The organism is Cupriavidus sp. GA3-3 (assembly GCF_000389805.1).
Taxonomy (GTDB): domain Bacteria; phylum Pseudomonadota; class Gammaproteobacteria; order Burkholderiales; family Burkholderiaceae; genus Cupriavidus; species Cupriavidus necator_D.
Genome location: NZ_KB944478.1, coordinates 21,398 through 42,977, shown reverse-complemented (window position 1 = coordinate 42,977; position 21,580 = coordinate 21,398). Strand labels below are relative to the sequence as shown.

Genomic DNA, 21,580 nt, shown 5'->3' with positions numbered 1-21,580 from the left:
AACCCGATACCTACAACAAGGACGGAGACATGAACCACAACCCGATCACCCGGGCGCCACGCGCCCTGTTTGCCGCCGCCGGGCTTGCCCTGGTCCTGGCGATGCCGCCGGTGCTGGCCCAGGGCAAGCCCGGCGCCGAACCGGTCCGCATCGGCGGCCTGTTCTCGATCACCGGCGGCCTTGCCGCCGTGGGCCAGGCCGAGCGCGAAGGCGCGCTGCTGGCGCAGAAGGTCGTCAATGCCCGTGGGGGTATTGGCGGGCGGCCGCTGGAAATGATTGTCGAAGACGACGGCTCCAGCCCGGATTCCGCCGTCGCCAAGGCGAACGCGCTGCTCCATACGCACAAGGTTCGCGCCATCGTCGGGCCATCGGGCATTGCCCAGACGGTTGCCATCGGCGGCATCACACAGGCGCAGAAGGTGCCACTGTTCTCGTTCTCGGGACTGGGGCCCGCGGTGGAGCGCGAACGCCATTGCGTGTTCCACCTGACGCCGTCGCAGGAGCTCAACGCGCGTGCCGTGCTGGCCTATGCGCGCGACAACGGCCTGAAGCGCGTCGGCGTGCTGCATGACTCGGGCTACGGGCAGGTGGTATGGACCAGCCTGAAGACGCTGGATCGCGAGTACGGCGTCAGCTTCATACAGGTGGAGAAGTTCGAGATCGCCGCCACCGATGTCACCACGCAGGCGGCCAAGATCAAGGCGGCCACGCCGGATGCCATCATCGTCATCTCGACCTCGCCCGCGCCGTTCCGCAACGTGCGCCAGCTGAAGGTCGGCGTTCCCATCATCTCCGTGCATGGCACGGCTACCTACGAGACCGTCAAGGCCATGGGCGAGGCCGCGGACAACATCATCCATCCCGAGTTCATCGTGTCCGAAGACCCGCTGCCGGGACAGAAGGAATTCGTCGAGGCCTTCCGCAAGGAGTACGGCAAGCTGCCCAAGCATTTCTCGGCGGTGGGCTGGGATGCGGTCATGGCCCTGGCCGCAGGCCTGAAGGCGGCCGGTGCCGATGCGCCGGGCGACAAGCTGTGCAGCGCGTTGCGCCGGCCTTACCAGGGCGTCACCAGCGGCTACGACTTCGCCGCGCCCGACATGGGCGGCATGACGCTGGCCGGCTTCACGTACTCGAAGCTGCAGAAGGGCCGGTTCGAGCGGCTGCCCTACAAGGCCAAACCATAGCCTGCGACGCTCGCGGGAAAGGAGCTGGTATGTCCACTACCCTCGTATTCCAGGCGATCCTGTCCGGGATCACCAATGGCTTTGTCTACGCGCTGATCGGCGTGGGCATGGCCATCATCTTCAAGGGCACGCGCATCGTCAATGCGATGCAGGGCGAGTTCGCGGTGATCGGCGCGCTGGTGGCGGTGTTCGCGCTGAAGGCGCTGGGCCTGCCATATGCGTTGGCGATTGCCGGCGGCATTGCCGCCGGTGCCGTCAGCGGCCTGGCCATCGACGTGCTGTTCGTGCGGCCGATGCTGCGCCGCGGCGCCGGCGAAGAGAGCTTCCTGCTGCTGACCATTGGCCTGGCCTTTGCGCTGTCGGCCGCGGCGCTCTACTTCGGCGGCCGGGATTCGCACCTGCTGCCGGCGCTCGGCGGGGAGGGGGTGGTGGAGCTGTTCGGCGCTACCACGCCCGTGCATGCGCTGGCGCTGACCGGCATTGCGGTGCTGCTGGTCGGTGCGCTGCGCCTGTTCTACACCAGGACCCTGGCGGGCCTGGCCATGACCGCTGCCTCGCTCGATCCGGATGGCGCCACCACCACCGGCATCAACGTGCGCCGCATGCGCACGTACACGTTCCTGCTCGGCGGCGGGTTCGGCGCGATCGCCGGCGTGCTGGTCACGCCGCTGCTGTCGATGAACTACCAGATGGGCATCGGCCTCACGCTGAAGGGCTTTGCCGCGGCCATTCTCGGCGGCCTGGGCAATCCGCTCGGGGCCGTGGCGGGAGGCCTGCTGCTCGGCCTGGCGGAATCGCTGGCGGTGGTGGGTTTCCCGTCTGGCTATCGCGACGTGATCGCGCTGTCGATCCTGATCGTCATCATGATTCTGCTGCCCAACGGCGTGCTGGGCCGGGCCGGGCGCAAGGGAGGATAACCATGAACCCGTCACGCGCGTTCATCCTGGCTGGCGTGTTGCTGTGGGTGGCGGCCGGGCAGCTGCTGTCGCGGCACCACGTCGACCTGCTCAACTTCGCCGCCATCCTGGCCGTGGGCGGCCTCGGCGTGGGCCTGCTGCTGGGGCAGTGCGGCATCGTCAATCTGGCGCAGGCCTCGTTCTACGGCATCGGCGCATACGCCTCGGCGTACTGCACCACGGCGCTGGGCTGGCCGGCGTTGGCCGGTGCGGCCGCCGGACTCGTCATTAGCGCCGCGCTGGCTGCGGCCATCGGCGTGCCGGTGCTGCGCCTGGGCGGCTTCTTCCTGGCGCTGGCGACGCTGGCGGTGGGAAGCATCGCCAACGTGCTGTTCTTCGAGTGGGACTGGCTGACCGGCGGCACGCTGGGAATCGGCGGCATTCCCAAGCTGTCCTGGTTCGGCTATGTGCTGGACACCCCGGAGCGCTACTACTACTTCGTCTGGCCGCTGCTCGCGGTGCTGCTGTGGCTGGTCGACAACCTGGTCAAGGGCCGCCCGGGCCTGGCCATGCGGGCGATGCGTGATGCCGCGCCGGCGGCGCAGGTGCTGGGCGTGGACATGCACCGGCTGAAGACCTCGATGTTCGTGCTGTCGGCCATGCTGGGCTCGCTGGCCGGGACCTTGTTTGCCCACTATGTGTCGTTCGTCAGCGTGCAGAGCTTTACGGTGGAGCGCTCCATCGTGTTTCTGCTGGTGCCGGTGGTGGCGGGTGCCCGCTCCACCTATGGCGTGATCCTTGGTGCGCTGTTCGTCTCGCTCGTGCCGGAACTGCTGAGCGGGTTGGGGGATTTCCACCAGGTGCTGTTCGGCGCGGTGCTGGTGCTGGTGGTCACGCTGATGCCCGGCGGGATGACGGGCGGCATCGCTGGTGCGCTGCAGCGCATGCGCGGACTGAAGGCGGCAAGTTGACATCCTCCCCTCCCGAAAGGGAGGAGATTCCCTCTGCAGGCGATCGATGTCCCGATCGGGCAAGGACATTTAGCGCAGCGTTCACATCGCGATCATGTACAGCACCGCATCCACTGCATACCCACTGCCTTATTCCAAGGTCTGCGATACCTTTCGGCGTCTCCGGCGGCATCGCGTCGCACGAAGAACAAACCTGGGTGGTGAAACGTTCGTCGACTTCCTCGTACCACGCGCCATGCACAATCGCCTTGTACGCGAGCATTGTGCGGAAGGACGACCAGCCCGCATCGAGGACGGACTTCGCCACGCTGGTCTTGGCGAGGCCGGCGGCGTTCACATTCCCCACCGCGATGTAGTCGAAGTCCCGCACGATGCGATGCGAGAGCTTGTGCAGAAAGTCACGCCGCCCATTTTTGATGCGCGCGTCGAGGTTCGTGGCCTGTCGTTTCTTGCGCGCACGCTGCGCCTTGGCCAGCGCTTGCTCGAGTCGGCCAAGGTGGCGCGGATTCTCGACCTTTTCGCCGGTGGACAGCGGGGCAAGGTCCTTCAAGCCAAGATCGATGCCGACGCCGCGTTCCGGGGGGCGGGCCTGGGTGTCGGCAACTTCAATCACGATGTTCAGGAACCAGTTGCCTCGCGCATCGCGGGAGAAATTGGTGCCGTCCTTGATCTTGCCCTCGGGAAGGGGGCGGAAGCTGAACACGCGAAACGTGTTGCCGGCAAAGCGGAATCCGTCGCCCGAGCGCTTGAGATCCCGGCCCTTGAGCGGTGCCCAACCGAGCGACTTGCGGCCGCGATAGCGCAGGCACGGCCGGCGGTGCTGGCTACGCGACTTGGCGTACTGCTCGCAAACCGCGTTGATTGTGCCGGAATGGATACGGAGTTCCTTGCTGCTGCCGGTCGTCAGCACGTTCAGATCGAAACCCGTGGGCCACTTCTTGCCCCATTTGAGCGCGTGCTTCTGCGTGTCATTGCAGAAGTTCCAGACGTAGTTCACCGCGCGGCTCTGCTGATTGAGCAGGCCGTTCAGCGACTTCACCCGGTAGCGATAGACCAGAGGCATGCCGGTCATTCTAATTTGGGATTGCTTGCTGCCGGCAGCACTCCTTTCACTCCCCGCCCTGAAGGGCGAGGTTTTTCGGAGCAAGTCTGATGAACCATCCCGTTCCTGCTTTTGGCGCGGCGCCACAAGCCGTGCGCCCGGCGCAGGCATTACTGCGCCTCGACGCGGTCGCGCACAGCTTCGGCGGGCTGGAGGTGCTGCGCAATGTCAGCTTCGACGTGCCGGCCGGCCATATCGTCGGCCTGATCGGTCCGAACGGCAGCGGCAAGACCACCTGCTTCAATATCGTCTCCGGCTTTCTGCGCCCGAAGGGGGGCAAGGTGTCGCTGGCGGGGCGGGACATCACCGCCGACACCGTCCAGCAGCGCAGCCGCGCCGGCCTGGTGCGCACCTTCCAGACGCCACAGGTGTTCGAGCACATGACCGTGCTCGAGAACCTGATGGCAGGCTGCCACAAGGCCACCCACGCTGGCGTGCTGCAGGCGATGCTGCGCACGCCGGCGTCGCGCCGCGAGCTGGCGGCCATGCACGACGCCGCGCTGGCATGCGCCGGCAAATTCGGGCTGGAGCGCTTGCTGCAGCACCGGGCCGGCACCCTCCCGGCGGGCCAGCGGCGCATCGTCGAACTGGCGCGTGCCTGCATCGGCAATCCGGAACTGCTGTTGCTGGACGAGCCGTCGTCGGGGCTGAACAGCGAAGAGATCGAACTGCTGCGCGCATGGATCGTGCGCCTGCACCAGGAGGGCATGACCATCCTGCTGGTCTCGCACGACATGGGGCTGATGACGATCTGCGGTACGGCCCATGTCCTCTATTACGGTGAAATCATCGCCAGCGGGGCGCTGCACGAGGTGCAGGCCGATCCGCGCGTGCGTGAAGCCTATCTGGGAGTCTGACCATGCTGAACGTGAAAGGCCTGCGCGCCGGTTACGGCGCGGTGCCGGTGCTGCACGATGTCGACATGACGGTCGCGCCGGGCGAGGCGGTGGCGGTGGTGGGCGCCAACGGCGCCGGCAAGACCGCGCTGGTGCGCACGCTGGCCGGCCTGATCCGGCCGATGGCCGGCAGCATCGTCAAGGACGGGGCGGAGATCGGCCATGTCCCCGGGCATCGCCGCTTCAGGCATGGCATCGGCGTAGTGCTGGAAAACCGCAACCTGTTTGCCGAGCTGTCGGTGCGCGACAACCTGCGCCTGGCCGAGCAGGCCGGCAAGCGCGCCCGCGGCGGCGCGCTGCGCTACACCTATGACGATGTATGCGATCTGTTTGCGCTGCTGCGCGAACGTGCCGACAGCGCGGTCGGGCTGCTGTCCGGGGGGCAGCAGCAGATGGTGGCGATCGCGCGCGCGCTGTTGCTCCAGCCCGACCTGCTGATCATGGATGAACTCACCACCGGCCTGGCGCCCCGCATCGTCAAGGAGATCCTGGCGGTGCTGAACCAGCTGCGCGCGCGCGGGCTGAGCATCTTGCTGGTCGAACAAAGCGTGGCGATCGCCGCGGACATGACGGATCGCGCCTACGTGCTGTCAGTGGGGCGCGTGATCCATGAAGTCCGGCGCGGCGAATGGCAGGCGCTGCTGAACGACAAGACCCTGGTGAAGGCTTACCTTCATGGCTGACCTGGAGACCACGACGATGGCATTGGGCGAACCCGCGGACCTTGCCGCACTCACGCAAGCCGATCAGGCGCGCTATCGCGCCATGCTGTCCGGCGACCTGGCTGCGCTCGATGCCCTGCTGGCCGACGAGCTTTCCTATACGCACTCCTCGGCATTGCGCGAGAGCAAGGCGGAGTACCTTGGCTCGATCCGCAGCGGGCGGGTGCGCTACCTGCAAGCGAGCCTGGCGGAGGTGGGGCAGGCGGTCTACGGCGACATGGCCGTGATGCAGGGCAAGGCCCTGCTCAGGGCCGTGGTCGACGGGACGGAGCGCACGCTCGACAACCGCTTTCTCAGCGTGTGGAGGCGCCATCAGGGCACGTGGCAGATGCTGGCCTGGGCCTCGACGCCGATGCCGGCCGCGAGCGCGCCGCCCGTGCCCGTAGCCTCTTGACGGCAGCATGCGGAGCAGCACCGATGGACCCGGACGACACGTACTTCATCATCCATTGCCCGGACCATGCCGACGCGCTGCCGCGCCGGCTGGCAAGCCATGACGCGCACCGCAGCGCGACACTTGCCACCCTGGGGCTGAACCTGAATGTTCATCTCCATATCTCGCAGAACTGCCACCCCACTTAAGTTGGGGGTTTGCGCCGCGAAAATCAGGGCCCGTTTTTCGCCGCTTGTTATAGATTGTTAAGACATATAAGAGCGTGGGTTTCGCATAGAACCCCAGCCAATAAGTGCACTATTAGCATCAGTCGTTGGTGACGGCCGTTCAGCCGCATGGTTGCCATCGACATCCGGGGGGAAACAATCTTGCGCCAGACGCTTGCGCGCGCGCTGCGCCCGCTTGGACGCCTTGGGTCGCGCACCATCACCGCGGGCACCTTGCTGCTTGGCGTGATGACGACGGCTGTCGTCTATGCGTTCTGCACCGACCTGCTTGAGAAGGACGTCCGCCTGCGTTTTGAGAACGATACCGGCGACGTGATCCAGCAGATCGATACACGGATCCGCCTCTATACCGATGTTCTGGTGACCATGCAGGCGCTGTTCGGCGCCAGCGACCATGTCTCGCGCGGCGAGTTTCGCGATTTCGTCAGCGGCTTGAACCTGCCGCAGCGCTATCCCGGTTTCCAGACGCTGAACTACGCGCCCTACGTGCCGGCGGCCGAGATCGACGCCTTTGTCGCCCGGCAGCGCAGCGATCCGATCCTGCGCGAGGCCGGCGTGACGTTCAACGTCCGCCCTCCCGGCCAGCGGCCGGGGCATTTCGTGCTGACCTATGTCGAACCGCTCGCCCTCAACCTGGCGTCGATCGGCATCGACATGGGCGCCGAGCCACGCCGCCTGGCCGCGCTGGAACGCGCGCGCGATACCGGGCAGCCAGTCAGCAGCGGGCGCCTGATCTTCAGCGAGGCAAAGAACCCGCATGTGGGCATCGCGCTGCGCCTGCCGGTGTACCGCAAGGTGCCCGACCTGGATTCCGTGGAAGCGCGCCGGCGCGCCTATGTCGGCTCGGTTGGCGCGGGGATCCGGGTGGACGACCTGCTGAAGGACCTGGTCAGCAATGAGAACCTGCGCCGGATCCGGTTCCGCGTGCATGATGCCGGAGACTTCGCGCAGGCGGCGGTTCCGCTCTCTGCAGCCAACCTGCTCTATGACAGCGTGACCGGCCTGGCGGCCAGGGAACGCAGCCGGGTTGCTGGCGGCAGCACCGTCCACGCCAGTGCCGCGCATGGCGCGACCGCACTGGCGGACGCCCAGGCGGCCCCGGGCCAGCATGACCTGGCCAAGAGCGTGGTGCGGAATTTCGGCGGACGGCGCTGGGTGATTGCGTTTGCTGCCGATGCCAAGGCCATCAGTGGTCCGCAGCGCTACCTGCCGGGGCTGGTGGTGATTTCCGGCCTGATCATCAGCGTGCTGCTGGGGTGGCTGGCCTACGCGTTGTCGAGTTCGCGCGCGCGCGCCGTGGCCGTGGCCGACCAGATGACGCACAGCCTGCGCGACAGCCAGGCCGCGCTTGCCGAGGCGCAGCAGATTGCCCACCTGGGCGACTGGCGCATCGACCTGGACCAGGACATCGCGCACTTTTCCCAGGAAATGGCGCGCCTGCTAGGCTTGCGCGGCGACAAGCCGACTCCGGAAGCGCTGTTCCAGGCGATCGACGCCGGCCATCGCGCCGTGCTGCGGGAAAGGATGCGGACAGCCCTGCAGGATCGCCAGCCGTTCGAGTTCGAGTGCCCGTACCGGTCGCGGCGCGGACGCCGGGGCTGGCTGCACCTGATCGGCCACGCGCATGGAGCGGCGGACAGCGCAGTGCTGCGGGGCACCGCGCAGGACATCAGCCAGCGCAGGTCCGCCGAGCAGGCTAGGACGCAGGAACACCAGATTGCCCTGCACCTGGCCACCGCCACCAGCGAGATCGAGGTGTTGGAGGGGATTGTCCACACGCTGCTCGAAGGCATGGACTGGGAGGCCGGTGCCTTCTGGCCGGGCGATGACAGCCAGGGGCTGAAGCTGCCGCCGGTCTACCTGGCCCGCGTCAAGACGCTGCAGCCGTGGCTCGCCGAGCGCCCTGCAGGGCCGGCCGGCGCCGCGGTCTTGCCGGCGCCGCAATGGTATGCAAGCCGCAGCGCGATGGCCCGGCATCCGCAAGCCAGGTGGCTCGACGCGGGCGGTATCCGGACGGTGTTCGCCTTCCCGCTGAGCCGGGGCCACGTGAGCCTCGGCGTGGTCGAACTCTATTCCCGCAGCAAGCGCAGCCCCGATACGCATGCGCTCGCGATGGCGAGCGGCATTGCCAATCAGACCGGGCACTTCCTGCTGCGGCGCCAGGCCGAGGAAAACCTGCGCTTCATCGCCAATCACGATGCCCTTACCGGGCTGCCCAACCGCCTCATGTTCAAGGCCGAGTTCGAGCAGGCGCTGACCCGTGCCCGCGCCAGCGGCCAGGCCCTGCATGTCATCTTCGTGGACCTGGACGAATTCAAGGTCGTGAACGACACCATCGGCCACAATGCCGGCGACATCGTGCTGCGCGAGATGGCCGACCGGTTGCGCGGCAGCCTGGAGGAGGTGGAGCTGATCACCCGCTTCGGCGGCGATGAATTCGTCGTGCTGCTGGACCCCAAGGGCGATTCGACGATCCTGGACCGGACCATTGCCCGGATCCAGGCTGCGCTCGCGCCAGGCTTCGTCGTCAACGAGTCGGAACTGCGCATGACGGCAAGCATCGGCATCAGTTCCTTCCCCGAGGACGGCAGCGACTGGCAGACCCTGCTCAAGCATGCCGACCTGGCCATGTATGGTGCCAAGCAGCTCGGCAAGAACGGCTACCAGTTCTACTGCCGGGGCATGAGCGCGTCGCTGCAGCGGCGCATCGACATGGAGTCGCACCTGCACCGCGCGCTCGAGCAGGACGAATTCATCCTCTACTACCAGCCGCGCATTGCGCTCGCGTCGGGAGCGTGCACGGCGGTCGAGGCACTGATCCGCTGGCGCCACCCGGAACTCGGCCTGGTCATGCCCGGAGATTTCATTCCCTTCGCGGAGCAGAGCGGCGCCATTGTCGAGATCGGTGCCTGGGCCCTGCGCGAAGCGTGCCGGCAGAATGCCGCATGGCGCGCGCAGGGACTGCCGCCGGTGCGTGTTTCAGTCAATCTTTCGGCACGGCAGTTCGCCGACAAGTCGCTCAGGCTGACCATCATCGATGCCCTGCGGCAAGCCGGGCTGCCCGGCAACCTGCTGGAGCTTGAACTCACCGAGAGCATGGTCATGCGCGATGCCGAACAGGCGTCCAGCTGGCTCTCGCGCCTGAAGCGCACCGGTGTCCGGCTGGCGATCGACGACTTCGGCACTGGCTACTCCTCGCTCGCCTACCTGAGCCGCTTCCCGATCGATACGGTCAAGATCGACGGCAGCTTCGTCCGCTACATACCGGAAAGCCGCAGCGACACGCAGATTACCAGCGCGGTGATCGGCCTTGGCCACCGGCTTGGCCTCGAAGTGGTCGCCGAAGGCGTGGAAAACGAGGTGCAACTCGAGTTCCTGCGCCGCGAAGGCTGCGACGAAGTGCAGGGCTACTACTTCAGCCATCCGCTGCCGCCGGCGAAGATCACTGCCTTCCTGGCCAGCCGCATGGAGAACGGTCCCGCTCTCGAGCATGGACCGCAACCGATGCGCGCCTGACTGCCCGTCAGTCCGGTGCGTGCTTAAGCAGTCCAATAACAGGGAGCTAGATCATGCAGGACCGTACTATTGAAATCATGTGGCAGGCCATCGACGCCCTGGACTTTTCCAGGATGAAGGCCAAGCTGCTGCATCAGAAGCATGCGCATTGGTCGCCGGAATCGCTGGAGCAGGCGGAGAGCGGCTACCGGCAATTCCTCAAGCTGGCGGCGAAGCATCCGGACACGCCCGCCGTCCCCAGCGAGCAGGTGGATGCCTTCTGGCATGCCCACATCCTGGACACCAGGCGCTATGCGAGCGATTGCGAGCGCATCTTCGGCTATGTCCTTCACCATGACCCCTACGTTGGCATCGACGGTCCGGAGGACGAGGCCCGCCTCCTGCAAATGGCCGCTGCGAGCGATGCGCTGAGCATGCGCGAATTCGGCAGCCCGCTGACGTCTGCCGCATATTGTGCCCGGGCAGCGGCCGACGAGCCCGCGTACTGCGCACGCATTGCCAGGACGGAGGCACCGGCGTACTGCGCACGCATGGCCAAGGCGGAAGAGGCCGCGTACTGCGCACGCATGGCCAAGGCGGAAGAGGCCGCGTACTGTGCACGCATCGCCAGGACGGACGAACCTGCGTACTGCGCGCGCATGGCCAGGGCGGAAGAGCCCGCGTATTGCGCACGTATCGCCAGGGCGGAAGAGCCGGCGTACTGCGCCCGCATTGCCACGGCCGGCGCCCCCGCATACTGCGCACTGGCTTCGCCCCAGGCCGCGGCCTGCTGAAGGCCTGCATTCGTGGCCGGGCGGGCGTCGTCAGCCTGGCCACGTTGCCCACGCCGGCCCTCCCGGTTGCCGCGAGGCACAGGTGCTGCATCGCGCATTGGCCGCGGCACCCATGAAATGAAAAATTTCATTTCTGAAATTCGTTAGGCCTGCCTCGGAAGAAAATCTTCTGCCAAATCAAAGGGATGGTGCATGAACCGGCCGTGGCCCGGTTCTTGCGGCAGCAGGACGGGACGGGCGCGTATTTCATCGTGCCTGCAAACCTGCCGTCGCCCTGCATCGCGCTGCGTCGTGGGCAGGCGAACCTGGTCTTGATGAGGAAGGCATCACGATGTACTACGGAAGAATCGGAGCCCGCGCGCACAGCCGCGAGCTTGCCGGGGACGGCGATCAGCCACTTGCCGGCCAGAACCGAAGCGAGCATGGCGATCGGGACCAGCAGTCGCCAAAGCGGGCCAACTGGGCGTGGGCCGCTGCATCGGCGCACTATGACTGGATGGACTCGCACGTCCCATTTGCCCAATACGACTAGCAGCCCGGGCAAGCCTTGCGCCCGTGCTGCATCCCCGATCACCTGATCCTGCCGTGGCGGTTGCGCGCGGCTGGTTCGCTTCCCTGCATCCCATGGACTACGCCCCTATCCGCTCCCTGCTGATTGCCAACCGTTCCGAGATCGCGATCCGCGTGATGCGCGCGGCCGCCGAGATGAACGTGCGCACGGTGGCAATCTATTCGAAGGAAGACCGGCTCGCGCTCCATCGCTTCAAGGCCGATGAGAGCTACCTGGTCGGCGAGGGCAAGAAGCCACTGGCGGCTTACCTCGACATCGACGATATCCTGCGCATTGCCAGGCAGGCGAAGGTCGACGCCATTCATCCGGGCTATGGCTTCCTTTCAGAGAACCCGGACTTCGCGCAGGCCGTGATCGACGCGGGTATCCGCTGGATCGGCCCGTCGCCCGAGGTCATGCGCAAGCTTGGCAACAAGGTGGCGGCGCGCAACGCGGCGATCGACGCGGGCGTGCCGGTGATGCCGGCAACCGATCCGCTGCCGCATGACCTGGACACGTGCAAGCGCCTCGCCGCCGGCATCGGCTATCCGCTGATGCTCAAGGCAAGCTGGGGCGGCGGCGGACGCGGCATGCGGGTCCTGGAACGCGAGCAGGACCTTGAGGGGGCGCTCGCCGCGGCGCGGCGCGAGGCGCTGGCTGCGTTCGGCAACGACGAGGTGTATGTCGAGAAGCTGGTGCGCAACGCGCGCCATGTCGAAGTGCAGGTGCTCGGCGACACGCACGGCAACCTCGTGCATCTCTATGAGCGCGACTGTACCGTGCAGCGGCGCAACCAGAAGGTGGTGGAGCGGGCGCCCGCGCCATACCTCGACGATGCCGGCCGGGCCGCGCTGTGCGAATCGGCCCTGCGGCTGATGCGCGCGGTCGGCTACACGCATGCCGGTACGGTCGAGTTCCTGATGGATGCCGACTCCGGCCAGTTCTACTTCATCGAGGTCAATCCGCGCATCCAGGTCGAGCACACGGTCACGGAGATGGTCACCGGGATCGATATCGTCAAGGCGCAGATCCGCGTGACCGAAGGCGGCCATCTCGGCATGACCGAGAACACGCGCAATGAGAACGGCGAGATCGTCGTGCGCGCCGCGGGCGTGCCGGTGCAGGAAGCGATTTCGCTCAACGGTCACGCGCTGCAATGCCGGATCACCACCGAGGACCCGGAGAACGGGTTCCTGCCGGACTACGGCCGCCTCACTGCCTACCGCAGCGCGGCCGGCTTCGGCGTGCGCCTGGACGCCGGCACCGCCTACGGCGGCGCGGTGATCACGCCGTACTACGATTCGCTGCTGGTCAAGGTCACCACCTGGGCGCCGACCGCGCCCGAATCGATCCGGCGCATGGACCGCGCGCTGCGCGAGTTCCGCATCCGCGGCGTCGCGTCCAACCTGCAGTTCCTCGAGAACGTCATCAACCATCCCGCGTTCCGGTCCGGCGACGTCACCACGCGCTTTATCGACCTGACGCCGGAACTGCTGGCGTTCACCAAGCGCCTGGACCGCGCCACCAAGCTGCTGCGCTACCTGGGCGAGGTCAGCGTCAACGGGCACCCGGAGATGAGCGGCCGCACGCTGCCATCGCTGCCGCTGCCCGCACCGGTGCTGCCCGCCTTCGACACCAGCGGCGCGCTGCCCTACGGTACGCGCGACCGGCTGCGCGAGCTGGGCGCGGAGAAGTTCTCGCGCTGGATGCTGGAGCAGAAGCAGGTGCTGCTGACCGATACCACCATGCGCGACGCGCACCAGTCGCTGTTCGCCACGCGCATGCGCACCGCCGACATGCTGCCGATCGCGCCGTTCTATGCGCGCGAACTGCCGCAGCTGTTCTCGCTGGAGTGCTGGGGCGGCGCCACCTTCGACGTGGCGCTGCGCTTCCTCAAGGAAGACCCGTGGCAGCGCCTTGAGCAACTGCGCGAGCGCGTTCCCAACGTGCTGTTCCAGATGCTGCTGCGCGGCTCCAACGCGGTTGGTTACACCAATTATGCGGACAACGTGGTGCGTTTCTTCGTGCGCCAGGCGGCCAGCGCCGGCGTGGATGTGTTCCGCGTGTTCGATTCACTGAACTGGGTGCGCAACATGCGCGTGGCGATCGATGCTGTCGGCGAGAGCGGCGCGCTGTGCGAAGGCGCGATCTGCTATACCGGCGACCTGTTCGACAAGTCGCGCGCCAAATACGACCTGAAGTACTACGTAGGCATCGCGCGCGAGCTGAAGCAGGCCGGCGTGCACGTGCTGGGCATCAAGGACATGGCCGGCATCTGCCGTCCGCAGGCCGCGGCGGCACTGGTCAGGGCGCTCAAGGAAGAGACCGGGCTGCCGGTGCATTTCCATACCCACGATACCAGCGGCATCTCGGCCGCTTCGGCGCTGGCCGCGATCGAGGCCGGCTGCGATGCGGTCGACGGCGCGCTCGACGCCATGAGCGGGCTGACCTCGCAACCCAACCTGTCGAGCATCGCCGCGGCCCTGGCCGGCAGCGAGCGTGATCCCGGCCTCAGCCTGGAGCGCCTGCACGAGGCGTCGATGTACTGGGAAGGGGTGCGCCGCTACTACGCGCCGTTCGAATCCGAAATCCGCGCCGGCACCGCCGACGTGTACCGCCACGAGATGCCCGGCGGCCAGTACACCAACCTGCGCGAGCAGGCGCGCTCGCTCGGCATCGAGCATCGCTGGACCGAGGTGTCGCGGGCCTATGCCGAGGTCAACCAGATGTTCGGCGACATCGTCAAGGTGACGCCGACGTCCAAGGTGGTCGGCGACCTGGCCTTGATGATGGTGGCCAACGACCTGAGCGCCGCCGATGTGTGCGATCCCGCCAGGGAGACTGCCTTCCCTGAATCGGTGGTGTCGCTGTTCAAGGGCGAGCTGGGCTTTCCGCCGGACGGCTTCCCCGCGGAACTGTCGCGCAAGGTGCTGCGCGGCGAGCCGCCCGTGCCGTACCGGCCCGGCGACCAGATCCCGCCGGTCGACCTCGACGCGGCGCGCGCCGCGGCCGAAGCGGCGTGCGAGCAGCCGCTCGACGACCGCCAGCTGGCTTCGTACCTGATGTACCCGAAGCAGGCCGGCGAGTACCACGCGCATGTGCGCAACTACAGCGACACCTCGGTGATACCCACGCCGGCATACCTGTACGGCCTGCAGCCGCAGGAAGAAGTGGCGATCGACATCGCTGCCGGCAAGACCCTGCTGGTCTCGCTGCAAGGCACGCACCCCGATGCCGAAGAGGGTGTCATCAAGGTCCAGTTCGAGCTGAACGGGCAGTCGCGCACCACGCTGGTCGAGCAGCGCAGCACCACGCAAGCGGCGGCAGCGCGCCATGGCCGTCCGGTTGCCGAACCCGACAATCCGCTGCATGTCGCCGCGCCCATGCCGGGCTCGATCGTGACGGTGGCGGTGCAGCCGGGGCAGCGCGTGGCCGCGGGCACGACGCTGCTGGCGCTGGAGGCGATGAAGATGGAAACCCATATCGCGGCGGAGCGGGACTGCGAGATCGCCGCAGTCCATGTTCAGCAGGGGGATCGCGTGGCGGCGAAGGATCTGCTGATCGAACTGAAGGGCTGACGTTGGCCGGCAGGGCGCAGGCTCCGATTTGCATCCTGCAGCGAACCGTCCGCCACTTCCACCACGCCGTTCAGACAGATCCCGGCTACGTGCAATTGTCGCGGTACGCCTGCTGCAGTTGCTTGCGCGTCTTGTCGCGTTCGATCTTGGGGATGGTCCGGCCCTGCGCGTTCTGCGTGCCCGGGGCGGAATGGTACGAACGCCTTTTTGATGTGGCGTTGTACTGCTCCTTCAGCTCCTCGCACTTCGCGCGTGCGGCCTCTTCGGGATCCTGGGTGGCGGCCGACGGGGGGCGATACGGATTGGTCCCGCCCTGAACGGCATCCGATATGGCGCTCGCGGCACCCTCGGTCGATGCGCGCTGCGCCAGCGCCGCCGAGGCGCAACCCAGTGCCACCAGGCCGGCTACCAGGCATCTCTTGGATATCGGCATCGTTCTCTCCCCGGTGATGGATAACGGGCATGCCCGCCAGACAACCATCATATGTGCCCGTCGCGGGATTGTCAGAACCTGATGGTTGTCGACAGCGCGCAGACCTGCGCAGGCAGCATGGCAGCACGAGGAGGTGTTGCGATGCAGCATCGGAGCGGCTCGCGGGGGCCTCGGCCTGGTGCCGCCAGCGCAATCCAAAATCCTTTTTTCTTTGCTTCGATGCACATTTGTCGAAGCGCGACCTCCTATAGTCGATGCATACTCCTTGCCTGCCCAGGGCATAACTCGACCCATGCAGCCCCAGAACCTGACCCCCGCCGCGCAGCGCGAAGTCGACAAGGCACCCGGATGGTTGCGCTGGCTCCCGGGACTGCTGGTGTTGAAGAACTATCAGCCGGCCTGGCTGCCGAAAGACCTCGCCGCCGGTCTGGTGCTCACGACCATGCTGGTGCCGGTCGGCATCGCCTACGCCGAGGCCTCCGGCGTGCCCGGTGTCTACGGGCTCTACGCCACCATGGTCCCGCTGCTGGTGTATGCCCTGCTTGGCCCGAGCCGGATCCTCGTGCTGGGGCCGGATTCGGCGCTGGCGGCGCCAATCCTGGCGGTGGTGTTGCAGGTCTCCGGCGGCGATCCGGGGCGCGCGGTCATGGTGGCCAGCATGATGGCGATCGTGTCGGGCGTGGTCTGCATCGTGATGGGGCTGTTGCGGCTGGGGTTCATTACCGAATTGCTGTCCAAGCCGATCCGCTACGGCTACATGAACGGGATCGCGCTCACCGTGCTGGTCAGCCAGTTGCCCAAGCTGTTCGCCATCTCGATCGAAGACGCCGGCCCGCTGCGGGAGATGATCAGCCTCGGCCGGGCGATCCTGGGCGGCGAGACCAACTGGTACAGCTTTGCGGTCGGCGCGGGCAGCCTGGTGCTGATCCTGTTGCTGAAGCGCTTCGAGCGCGTGCCCGGCATCCTGATTGCCGTGATCGTCGCGACGGTGGCCGTCAGCATGTTCGATCTCGACCAGAACGGGGTGAAAGTGCTGGGCAAGACCCCGCAAGGGCTGCCGGGCTTTGTCGTGCCCTGGGTCAGTGGCGCGGACCTGGTTGCGATCCTGCTGGGCGGCATTGCCGTCGCGCTGATCTCGTTCGCGGATACCAGCGTGCTGTCGCGCACCTTTGCCGCGCGCACCAACACCCGGGTCGACCCGAACCAGGAGATGGTCGGCCTGGGCGCCGCCAACCTGGCCGCGGGATTCTTCCAGGGCTTTCCGATCAGCAGCAGCGCGTCCCGTACGCCGGTGGCCGAAGCCGCGGGCGCGAAGACCCAGCTCACCGGAGTCGTGGGCGCACTGGCCGTGGCGCTGCTGCTGATGTTCGCGCCCAACCTGCTGCAGTACCTGCCAAACAGCGCACTGGCCGCGGTGGTGATCGCGGCGGCCATAGGCCTGTTCGAGTTCGCGGACCTGAAGCGCATCTACCGCATCCAGCAGTGGGAGTTCTGGCTGTCGATGGTCTGCTTTGCCGCGGTTGCCGTGTTCGGGGCGATCCCGGGGATCATCCTGGCCGTGGTCCTTGCAGTGATCGAATTCCTTTGGGACGGCTGGCGGCCACACTATGCCGTGCTCGGCCGTGTCGAGGGCCTGCGCGGCTACCACGACACCAAGCGCTACCCGGATGCCGAGCGCATCGACGGGCTGCTGCTGTTCCGCTGGGATGCGCCGCTGTTCTTCGCCAATGCCGAGCTGTTCCAGGCGCGGCTGATGGAAGCGATCGACGAATCGCCGACACCCGTGCGCAGGGTGGTGGTGGCGGCCGAACCGGTGACCAGCGTCGACGTCACCTCGGCCGACATGCTGCGTGAACTGAGCGGCATCCTGCGCGAGCGCGGCATCGCGCTGCATTTTGCCGAGATGAAGGACCCGGTGCGCGACAAGCTCAAGCGCTTCGAGCTGATGGAAGCGATCGGCGACAAGAACTTCCACCCCACGGTGGGCAGTGCGGTGGATGACTACGTCGACAAGCCAGCCTGAACCGTTACGGTCCAGGCTGGTTGCGCCGCGCGCCGGCTACTCCAGCCGGAACCCGGTCTGCTTGATGGCGAGCGCCCATTTCTTCTGCTCTGCCGCCATGAACGTCGCAAACTGGTCCGGAGAGCTCTGGCTGGCCGGCTCATAGCGACCTGCTGCCCTTCTTGCCGGCGTCGCCGGCCTGCAGGCCATTGCGACCGCCAAGCGGCTGGGCGCGGTGATCGAGGCCTCCGACTGGCGGCGCTGGCAGAGTGGCTGCCGCAGTACGTCCCGGACGCGGAGCAGACCAGCGTGGTACATGGCGACTACCGCATGGACAACCTCGTCTTCCATCCCACCGAGCCCCGCGTCATCGGCGTGCTCGACTGGGAGCTGTCCACGCTCGGCCACCCGCTGGCGGACCTGGCCTAGCACTGCATGAGCTGGCATATCCCGGCCGACCTGTGGCGCGGTATCGGCGGGCTCGACCTGCAGGCGCTGGGCATTCCCGACGAGGCGACCTACCTGCGCTGGTACGGCGAGGCCAACGGCACGCACGCGCTCGAGCACTGGGACTTCTATCTTGCCTACAACTTCTTCCGGCTCGCGGCGATCATGCACGGCATCGGGCAGCGAGCCAGGAGCGGCAACGCCGCCGCGGCGGATGCCGTGGAGACAGGCAGGAAGGCGGCGCCGCTGGCCGAACTGGGGTGGCAATTCGCGATGCGCTACCGCGCGGCAGGGCGCTAGTGTCGGCGCACGGTCCGGCGCCAGCCGGATCGAAGCCGCCGCAGGTGGCGGAATCTGCCCTGGACTCCTTATCGGGAATCAAAGTTTGCCTTCCGATCCGGCCTGACTTAAAGATAGGAAGGGGAGATGGGCCCGCGGATTCAAGGGCCGCATCGGAACCGGGCTGTCTGGCATCCCGAGCCTTCAGGAGACGTCAATGAGTGTGCTGATGCTTGTGAATATCGATACGGCGACAACCGACGAGGAAATCCAGGAGTTCATCGGTCGTTACGGCTTCCCGGCCTGCGATGAGATCGAGCGCGTTCCGGGAGACGGCACCCGCCCGGCGGTGTCGCTGCATTTCAATTCGGTCGATGGGGCCGCGCTGCGGCTGCTGCAGCCGCGCATCAACCACCTGTTCTGGAAGCAGCGCAAGGTGGACGCGATGGTGCTGACCGAGCGCTTCGAATAGGCCGCTGCCGCGGCTGGCGGGCATGTGGGTCCGGTGCTTCCGCGCTTGCCCGATTGGGGGCGTGCCATGGCGGAGGAGGCAAGATGAACAGGCGATACACGATCCTGCACGCGCTGGCATGCAGTGCCGCAATGCTGGCGGGTGCAATGTCGGCGGGGCCGGCCGTTGCCTATTTTGACCACTACCTGGGCGGCACCATCGTCGGCACGCTTACCCAGGACCAGCTCACGGCGTTGACGGCTGTCTTCCGCAGGACCCTGGAGCAGGGCGCCGACGGCGCCCGCATGACGTTCAGGCTGCCGCCCGACACGCGCGAGCGGCAGGTCGAAGGTTCCTTCACGCCATTGCAGTCCCGGCGCGACCACGGCGACCGCTGCCGGCAACTGCGCAGTGAATTCCGCCGGGCCGGCGAAACCGAAGCCTGGACCGGGTGGTACTGCAAGGAGAAGGACGGCAACTGGAGGTCGCGCAAGCTGCCGAAGTAGCTAGTACCGGTCTTCGACGTACCGATAGGGATAGTCGGGCTCCCGGTATCCGCCCGCCTTCTGCCTGGCAGGCAGCTTGACCGGCTTGCGTTCGATCGCCTGGTACGGGATCTGTGCCAGCAGGTGCGTGATGATGTTCAGGCGCGCCCGGCGCTTGTCATTGGAATTGGCCACATGCCACGGGGCATAGTCGGTATCGGATGCGGCAAACATGGCGTCGCGCGCGCGTGAATAGTCGTACCAGCGGCTGTACGAGCGCAAGTCCATGTCAGTGAGCTTCCAGACCTTGCGGCCGTCCTTGATGCGTCCCTGCAGGCGGCGGGTCTGCTCCTCCGGGCTGACCTCGAGCCAGTACTTGATCAGGATGATGCCGGAATGCACGATGGCGCGTTCGACCAGCGGGACGGCGCGCAGAAACTCGTCGGCCTGCGCTTCGGTGCAGAATCCCATCACGCGTTCGACGCCGGCGCGGTTGTACCAGCTCCGGTCGAAGATGACGATCTCTCCCGCGGCGGGCAGGTGCGGCAGGTAGCGCTGCACGTACATCTGGCTCTTTTCGCGGTCGGTCGGCGCGGGCAGGGCGACCACGCGGAAAATGCGCGGGCTGACGCGTTCCGTGATGGCCTTGATAGCGCCGCCCTTGCCGGCACCGTCGCGCCCTTCGAACACCACGCAGACCTTGCTGCCGCTGGCCTGCACCCATTGCTGCAGCTTGACCAGCTCGACATGAAGGGTGAAGAGCGCCTTCTGGTATTCCTTCTCCGACATGCGCTCGCGCTGCTGCTGGTCCGGCTTTTCGTCGAGGCTGTCAGCCGGGCCTGGTTCGCGCGGCGGCTCCGCCTGGCTCCCGTTGCCGCCGTGGCGCTTCCCTTTTCGCTTGGCCATGATCTTCCTCCACTGACGTACCGGTGCCTTGAGGGTCCGGTCATGCACCTTCAAACCTGGGGGTACCGCTTGCATGCGCGCTGGCGGCTCGTTTCTACGATAGGAACAAAATCGGGGGAAATCCTCATGCCGATCCGTTTTCCTGTCGCAACCCTTGCCGGGCGGCGACCGGAATTCGGTTGAATTTCAATGTCTTCCGTACTACCTTCGTAGCGCGTATGGAGCAATATCCGCTCTGTATGCCGGCTGGCAATGGCGCGCGGCAGGAGAACATCCTCCAGCCCGGCGCGCTGCCCCAGTACGCCTCGGATGGCTCCGTCACCGGCTGCGAGGAGGGAACATGGCCTTTCTGGTCAGGCGGCTGCTCAGGTCCGGCTGCGCATGGCTGTTTGTCGCGCTGGTGGCGGGAGCGGGCGGCGCCGCTGCCCAAGACTTACAGAACCCGCCCCCCACCTTCAAACCCGAGGAGCTTGAGGCGCTGGTCGCGCCGATCGCGCTCTATCCCGATTCCGTGTTGTCGCAGGTGCTGATGGCCTCCACCTATCCGCTGGAGATCGTGCACGCGGCGCGCTGGGTCAAGGCCAATCCCAAGGTCAAGGGCGACGCCGCGGTCAAGGCCGTGGCCGACCAGCCCTGGGATGTCAGCGTGAAGTCGCTGGTGGCCTTCCCGCAGGTGCTTGAGCCGATGAACGACAAGCTCGACTGGACGCAGAAGCTGGGCGATGCCTTCCTGGCCCAGGAGAAAGACGTGCTGGCCGCGGTCCAGCGGCTGCGCAACAAGGCCCAGCAATCCGGCAACCTCAAGACCACCGAACAGCAGAAGGTCATTGTCGAGCCCGCGACCACGGCGGCGCCAGGCGTGCAGACCGTGGTGCGCATCGAACCGGCCGACCCGCAGGTCATCTACGTCCCGGCCTACAACCCCACCGTGGTCTACGGCTCCTGGGGTTATCCGTCCTACCCGCCGTACTACTGGCCGCCTTATCCCGCCTACTACCCGGGCGCCGCGCTGGCCACGGGCTTTGCCTGGGGCATCGGGCTGGCCGCCGCCGGGGCGATCTTCGGCAACTGCAACTGGGGCGGCGGCGACGTGAACATCAATGTCAACCGGGCCACCAATATCGACCGCAACTTTGACCGCACCAAGGTACAGGCGGGCGGGCGCTGGCAGCATGACGCCAGTCACCGCCAGGGCGTGGCCTACCGCGACAACGCCACCCGCGAGAAATTCTCGCGCGATGTGCCAGGCGGGGACCGGCGCAATGAGTTCCGCGGTCGCGAGGGCGGTGCCGGCGTGTCCGACCGCGCGGCGCGCGACCGGGCAGGCGGGCAGGAGCGGCCGGGTGCCGGGGATCGGGCCGGAGACCGGGCGGGTGATCGGGCAGGAGACCGGGTCGGAGATCGCGCTGGCGAACGGGGTGGTGATCGGGCCGGGGTCTCTGACCGGGCCGGAGTTTCCGATCGAGGCGGCGTATCTGACCGGGCCGGTGCATCGGACCGCGCGGGGGCCGCCGACCGGTCGCGGGGCGGCGGTGAACGGGCCACCACCGTAGCCGACCGCGGCGGCGGTGGCGGGCGGGACAACGCCTTCCAGGGCGTGGGCGGCGGCGCGGCGTCGCAGCGCGACTTTGATCGCGGACGCTCCAGCATGCAGTCGGCCGGAGGCCGCGCAGGCGGCGGCTTCAGCGGCGGCGGGGGCCGTGGTGGCGGCGGCTTCGGCGGCGGCGGCCGTGGCGGTGGCGGACGCGGTGGCAGGCGCTAGCGGACC

The 21,580-nt window shown here is 67.0% G+C and carries 18 protein-coding genes and 2 pseudogenes; 16 read left to right on the top strand and 4 right to left on the bottom strand.

The genetic code is table 11. The annotated features are described in order from the left end of the window. Positions 1-29: 29 nt before the first annotated feature. Genes C265_RS13975 through C265_RS13965 form a run of 3 tightly spaced genes read left to right on the top strand, consistent with a single transcriptional unit; the run spans position 30 to position 3,051 of the window. Positions 30-1,184: an ABC transporter substrate-binding protein gene (locus C265_RS13975; RefSeq protein WP_010808945.1), complete on the top strand. Its 1,155-nt coding sequence runs from the start codon at positions 30-32 to the stop codon at positions 1,182-1,184. A 29-nt stretch (positions 1,185-1,213) separates the two neighbouring features. Next, entirely contained in the window at positions 1,214-2,101 is an 888-nt protein-coding gene (locus C265_RS13970) for a branched-chain amino acid ABC transporter permease (protein WP_010808944.1), read from the top strand. A gap of 2 nt (positions 2,102-2,103) precedes the next feature. Further along, positions 2,104-3,051, top strand: coding sequence for a branched-chain amino acid ABC transporter permease (locus C265_RS13965; protein WP_010808943.1), 948 nt, complete (start codon positions 2,104-2,106; stop codon positions 3,049-3,051). Here C265_RS13965 and C265_RS13960 read toward each other — a convergent pair. Continuing rightward, positions 2,972-4,114 (bottom strand): transposase, encoded by a 1,143-nt coding sequence (locus C265_RS13960; RefSeq protein ID WP_246840210.1) that lies wholly within the window; start codon positions 4,112-4,114, stop codon positions 2,972-2,974. The two genes, C265_RS13965 and C265_RS13960, sit on opposite strands and share 80 nt — an antisense overlap. 89 nt (positions 4,115-4,203) lie before the next feature. Here C265_RS13960 and C265_RS13955 point away from each other — a divergent pair, with 89 nt between their 5' ends. From C265_RS13955 to C265_RS13935, 6 genes are all read left to right on the top strand, one after another. Continuing rightward, positions 4,204-5,010, top strand: a complete 807-nt coding sequence (locus C265_RS13955; protein WP_010808941.1) for an ABC transporter ATP-binding protein — start codon at positions 4,204-4,206, stop codon at positions 5,008-5,010. Positions 5,011-5,012: 2 nt separating this feature from the next. Continuing rightward, on the top strand, positions 5,013-5,732 hold the full coding sequence (locus tag C265_RS13950; RefSeq protein WP_010808940.1) for an ABC transporter ATP-binding protein: 720 nt from the start codon (positions 5,013-5,015) through the stop codon (positions 5,730-5,732). Continuing rightward, entirely contained in the window at positions 5,725-6,165 is a 441-nt protein-coding gene (locus C265_RS13945) for a nuclear transport factor 2 family protein (protein WP_010808939.1), read from the top strand. The genes C265_RS13950 and C265_RS13945 overlap by 8 nt, the downstream gene beginning before the upstream one ends. Before the next feature lie 23 nt (positions 6,166-6,188). Then, positions 6,189-6,353, top strand: coding sequence for a hypothetical protein (locus C265_RS32515; RefSeq protein WP_010808938.1), 165 nt, complete (start codon positions 6,189-6,191; stop codon positions 6,351-6,353). Positions 6,354-6,500: 147 nt separating this feature from the next. Next, complete coding sequence (locus tag C265_RS13940; protein WP_037024349.1) at positions 6,501-9,908, top strand: EAL domain-containing protein; 3,408 nt, start codon at positions 6,501-6,503, stop codon at positions 9,906-9,908. A gap of 53 nt (positions 9,909-9,961) precedes the next feature. Continuing rightward, positions 9,962-10,681: a hypothetical protein gene (locus tag C265_RS13935; protein ID WP_010808936.1), complete on the top strand. Its 720-nt coding sequence runs from the start codon at positions 9,962-9,964 to the stop codon at positions 10,679-10,681. A 127-nt stretch (positions 10,682-10,808) separates the two neighbouring features. Here C265_RS13935 and C265_RS32510 read toward each other — a convergent pair whose 3' ends face one another. Continuing rightward, positions 10,809-11,105: a hypothetical protein gene (locus C265_RS32510; protein WP_037024347.1), complete on the bottom strand. Its 297-nt coding sequence runs from the start codon at positions 11,103-11,105 to the stop codon at positions 10,809-10,811. 200 nt (positions 11,106-11,305) lie between these two features. On the opposite strand from C265_RS32510, the gene C265_RS13925 reads away from it, so the two are divergent. After that, entirely contained in the window at positions 11,306-14,809 is a 3,504-nt protein-coding gene (locus C265_RS13925; RefSeq protein ID WP_037024380.1) for a pyruvate carboxylase, read from the top strand. 85 nt (positions 14,810-14,894) lie between these two features. Here C265_RS13925 and C265_RS13920 read toward each other — a convergent pair whose 3' ends face one another. Continuing rightward, positions 14,895-15,242 (bottom strand): hypothetical protein, encoded by a 348-nt coding sequence (locus C265_RS13920; protein ID WP_010808933.1) that lies wholly within the window; start codon positions 15,240-15,242, stop codon positions 14,895-14,897. A gap of 292 nt (positions 15,243-15,534) precedes the next feature. Here C265_RS13920 and C265_RS13915 point away from each other — a divergent pair, with 292 nt between their 5' ends. The 5 genes and pseudogenes from C265_RS13915 to C265_RS13895 all read left to right on the top strand — a co-directional run bounded on the left by C265_RS13915 (position 15,535) and on the right by C265_RS13895 (position 18,927). Further along, positions 15,535-17,265: a SulP family inorganic anion transporter gene (locus C265_RS13915; protein WP_010808932.1), complete on the top strand. Its 1,731-nt coding sequence runs from the start codon at positions 15,535-15,537 to the stop codon at positions 17,263-17,265. Positions 17,266-17,410: 145 nt separating this feature from the next. Beyond that, a pseudogene (locus C265_RS32195) lies at positions 17,411-17,503 on the top strand (hypothetical protein); the annotation flags it as partial. Further along, positions 17,473-17,991: pseudogene (locus C265_RS13905) on the top strand (phosphotransferase); the annotation flags it as partial. The pseudogenes C265_RS32195 and C265_RS13905, both read left to right, overlap by 31 nt. Before the next feature lie 196 nt (positions 17,992-18,187). Next, positions 18,188-18,442, top strand: a complete 255-nt coding sequence (locus C265_RS13900; RefSeq protein ID WP_010808930.1) for a hypothetical protein — start codon at positions 18,188-18,190, stop codon at positions 18,440-18,442. An 83-nt stretch (positions 18,443-18,525) separates the two neighbouring features. Continuing rightward, positions 18,526-18,927: a hypothetical protein gene (locus C265_RS13895; RefSeq protein WP_010808929.1), complete on the top strand. Its 402-nt coding sequence runs from the start codon at positions 18,526-18,528 to the stop codon at positions 18,925-18,927. Here C265_RS13895 and ppk2 read toward each other — a convergent pair whose 3' ends face one another. Then, the gene (gene ppk2, locus C265_RS13890; protein ID WP_010808928.1) at positions 18,928-19,812 is read right to left on the bottom strand and encodes a polyphosphate kinase 2; all 885 of its coding nucleotides are present in this window, start codon (positions 19,810-19,812) and stop codon (positions 18,928-18,930) included. Positions 19,813-20,152: 340 nt separating this feature from the next. Here ppk2 and C265_RS13885 point away from each other — a divergent pair, with 340 nt between their 5' ends. Then, positions 20,153-21,574, top strand: a complete 1,422-nt coding sequence (locus C265_RS13885) for a DUF3300 domain-containing protein (protein WP_010808927.1) — start codon at positions 20,153-20,155, stop codon at positions 21,572-21,574. Positions 21,575-21,580: the final 6 nt, after the last annotated feature.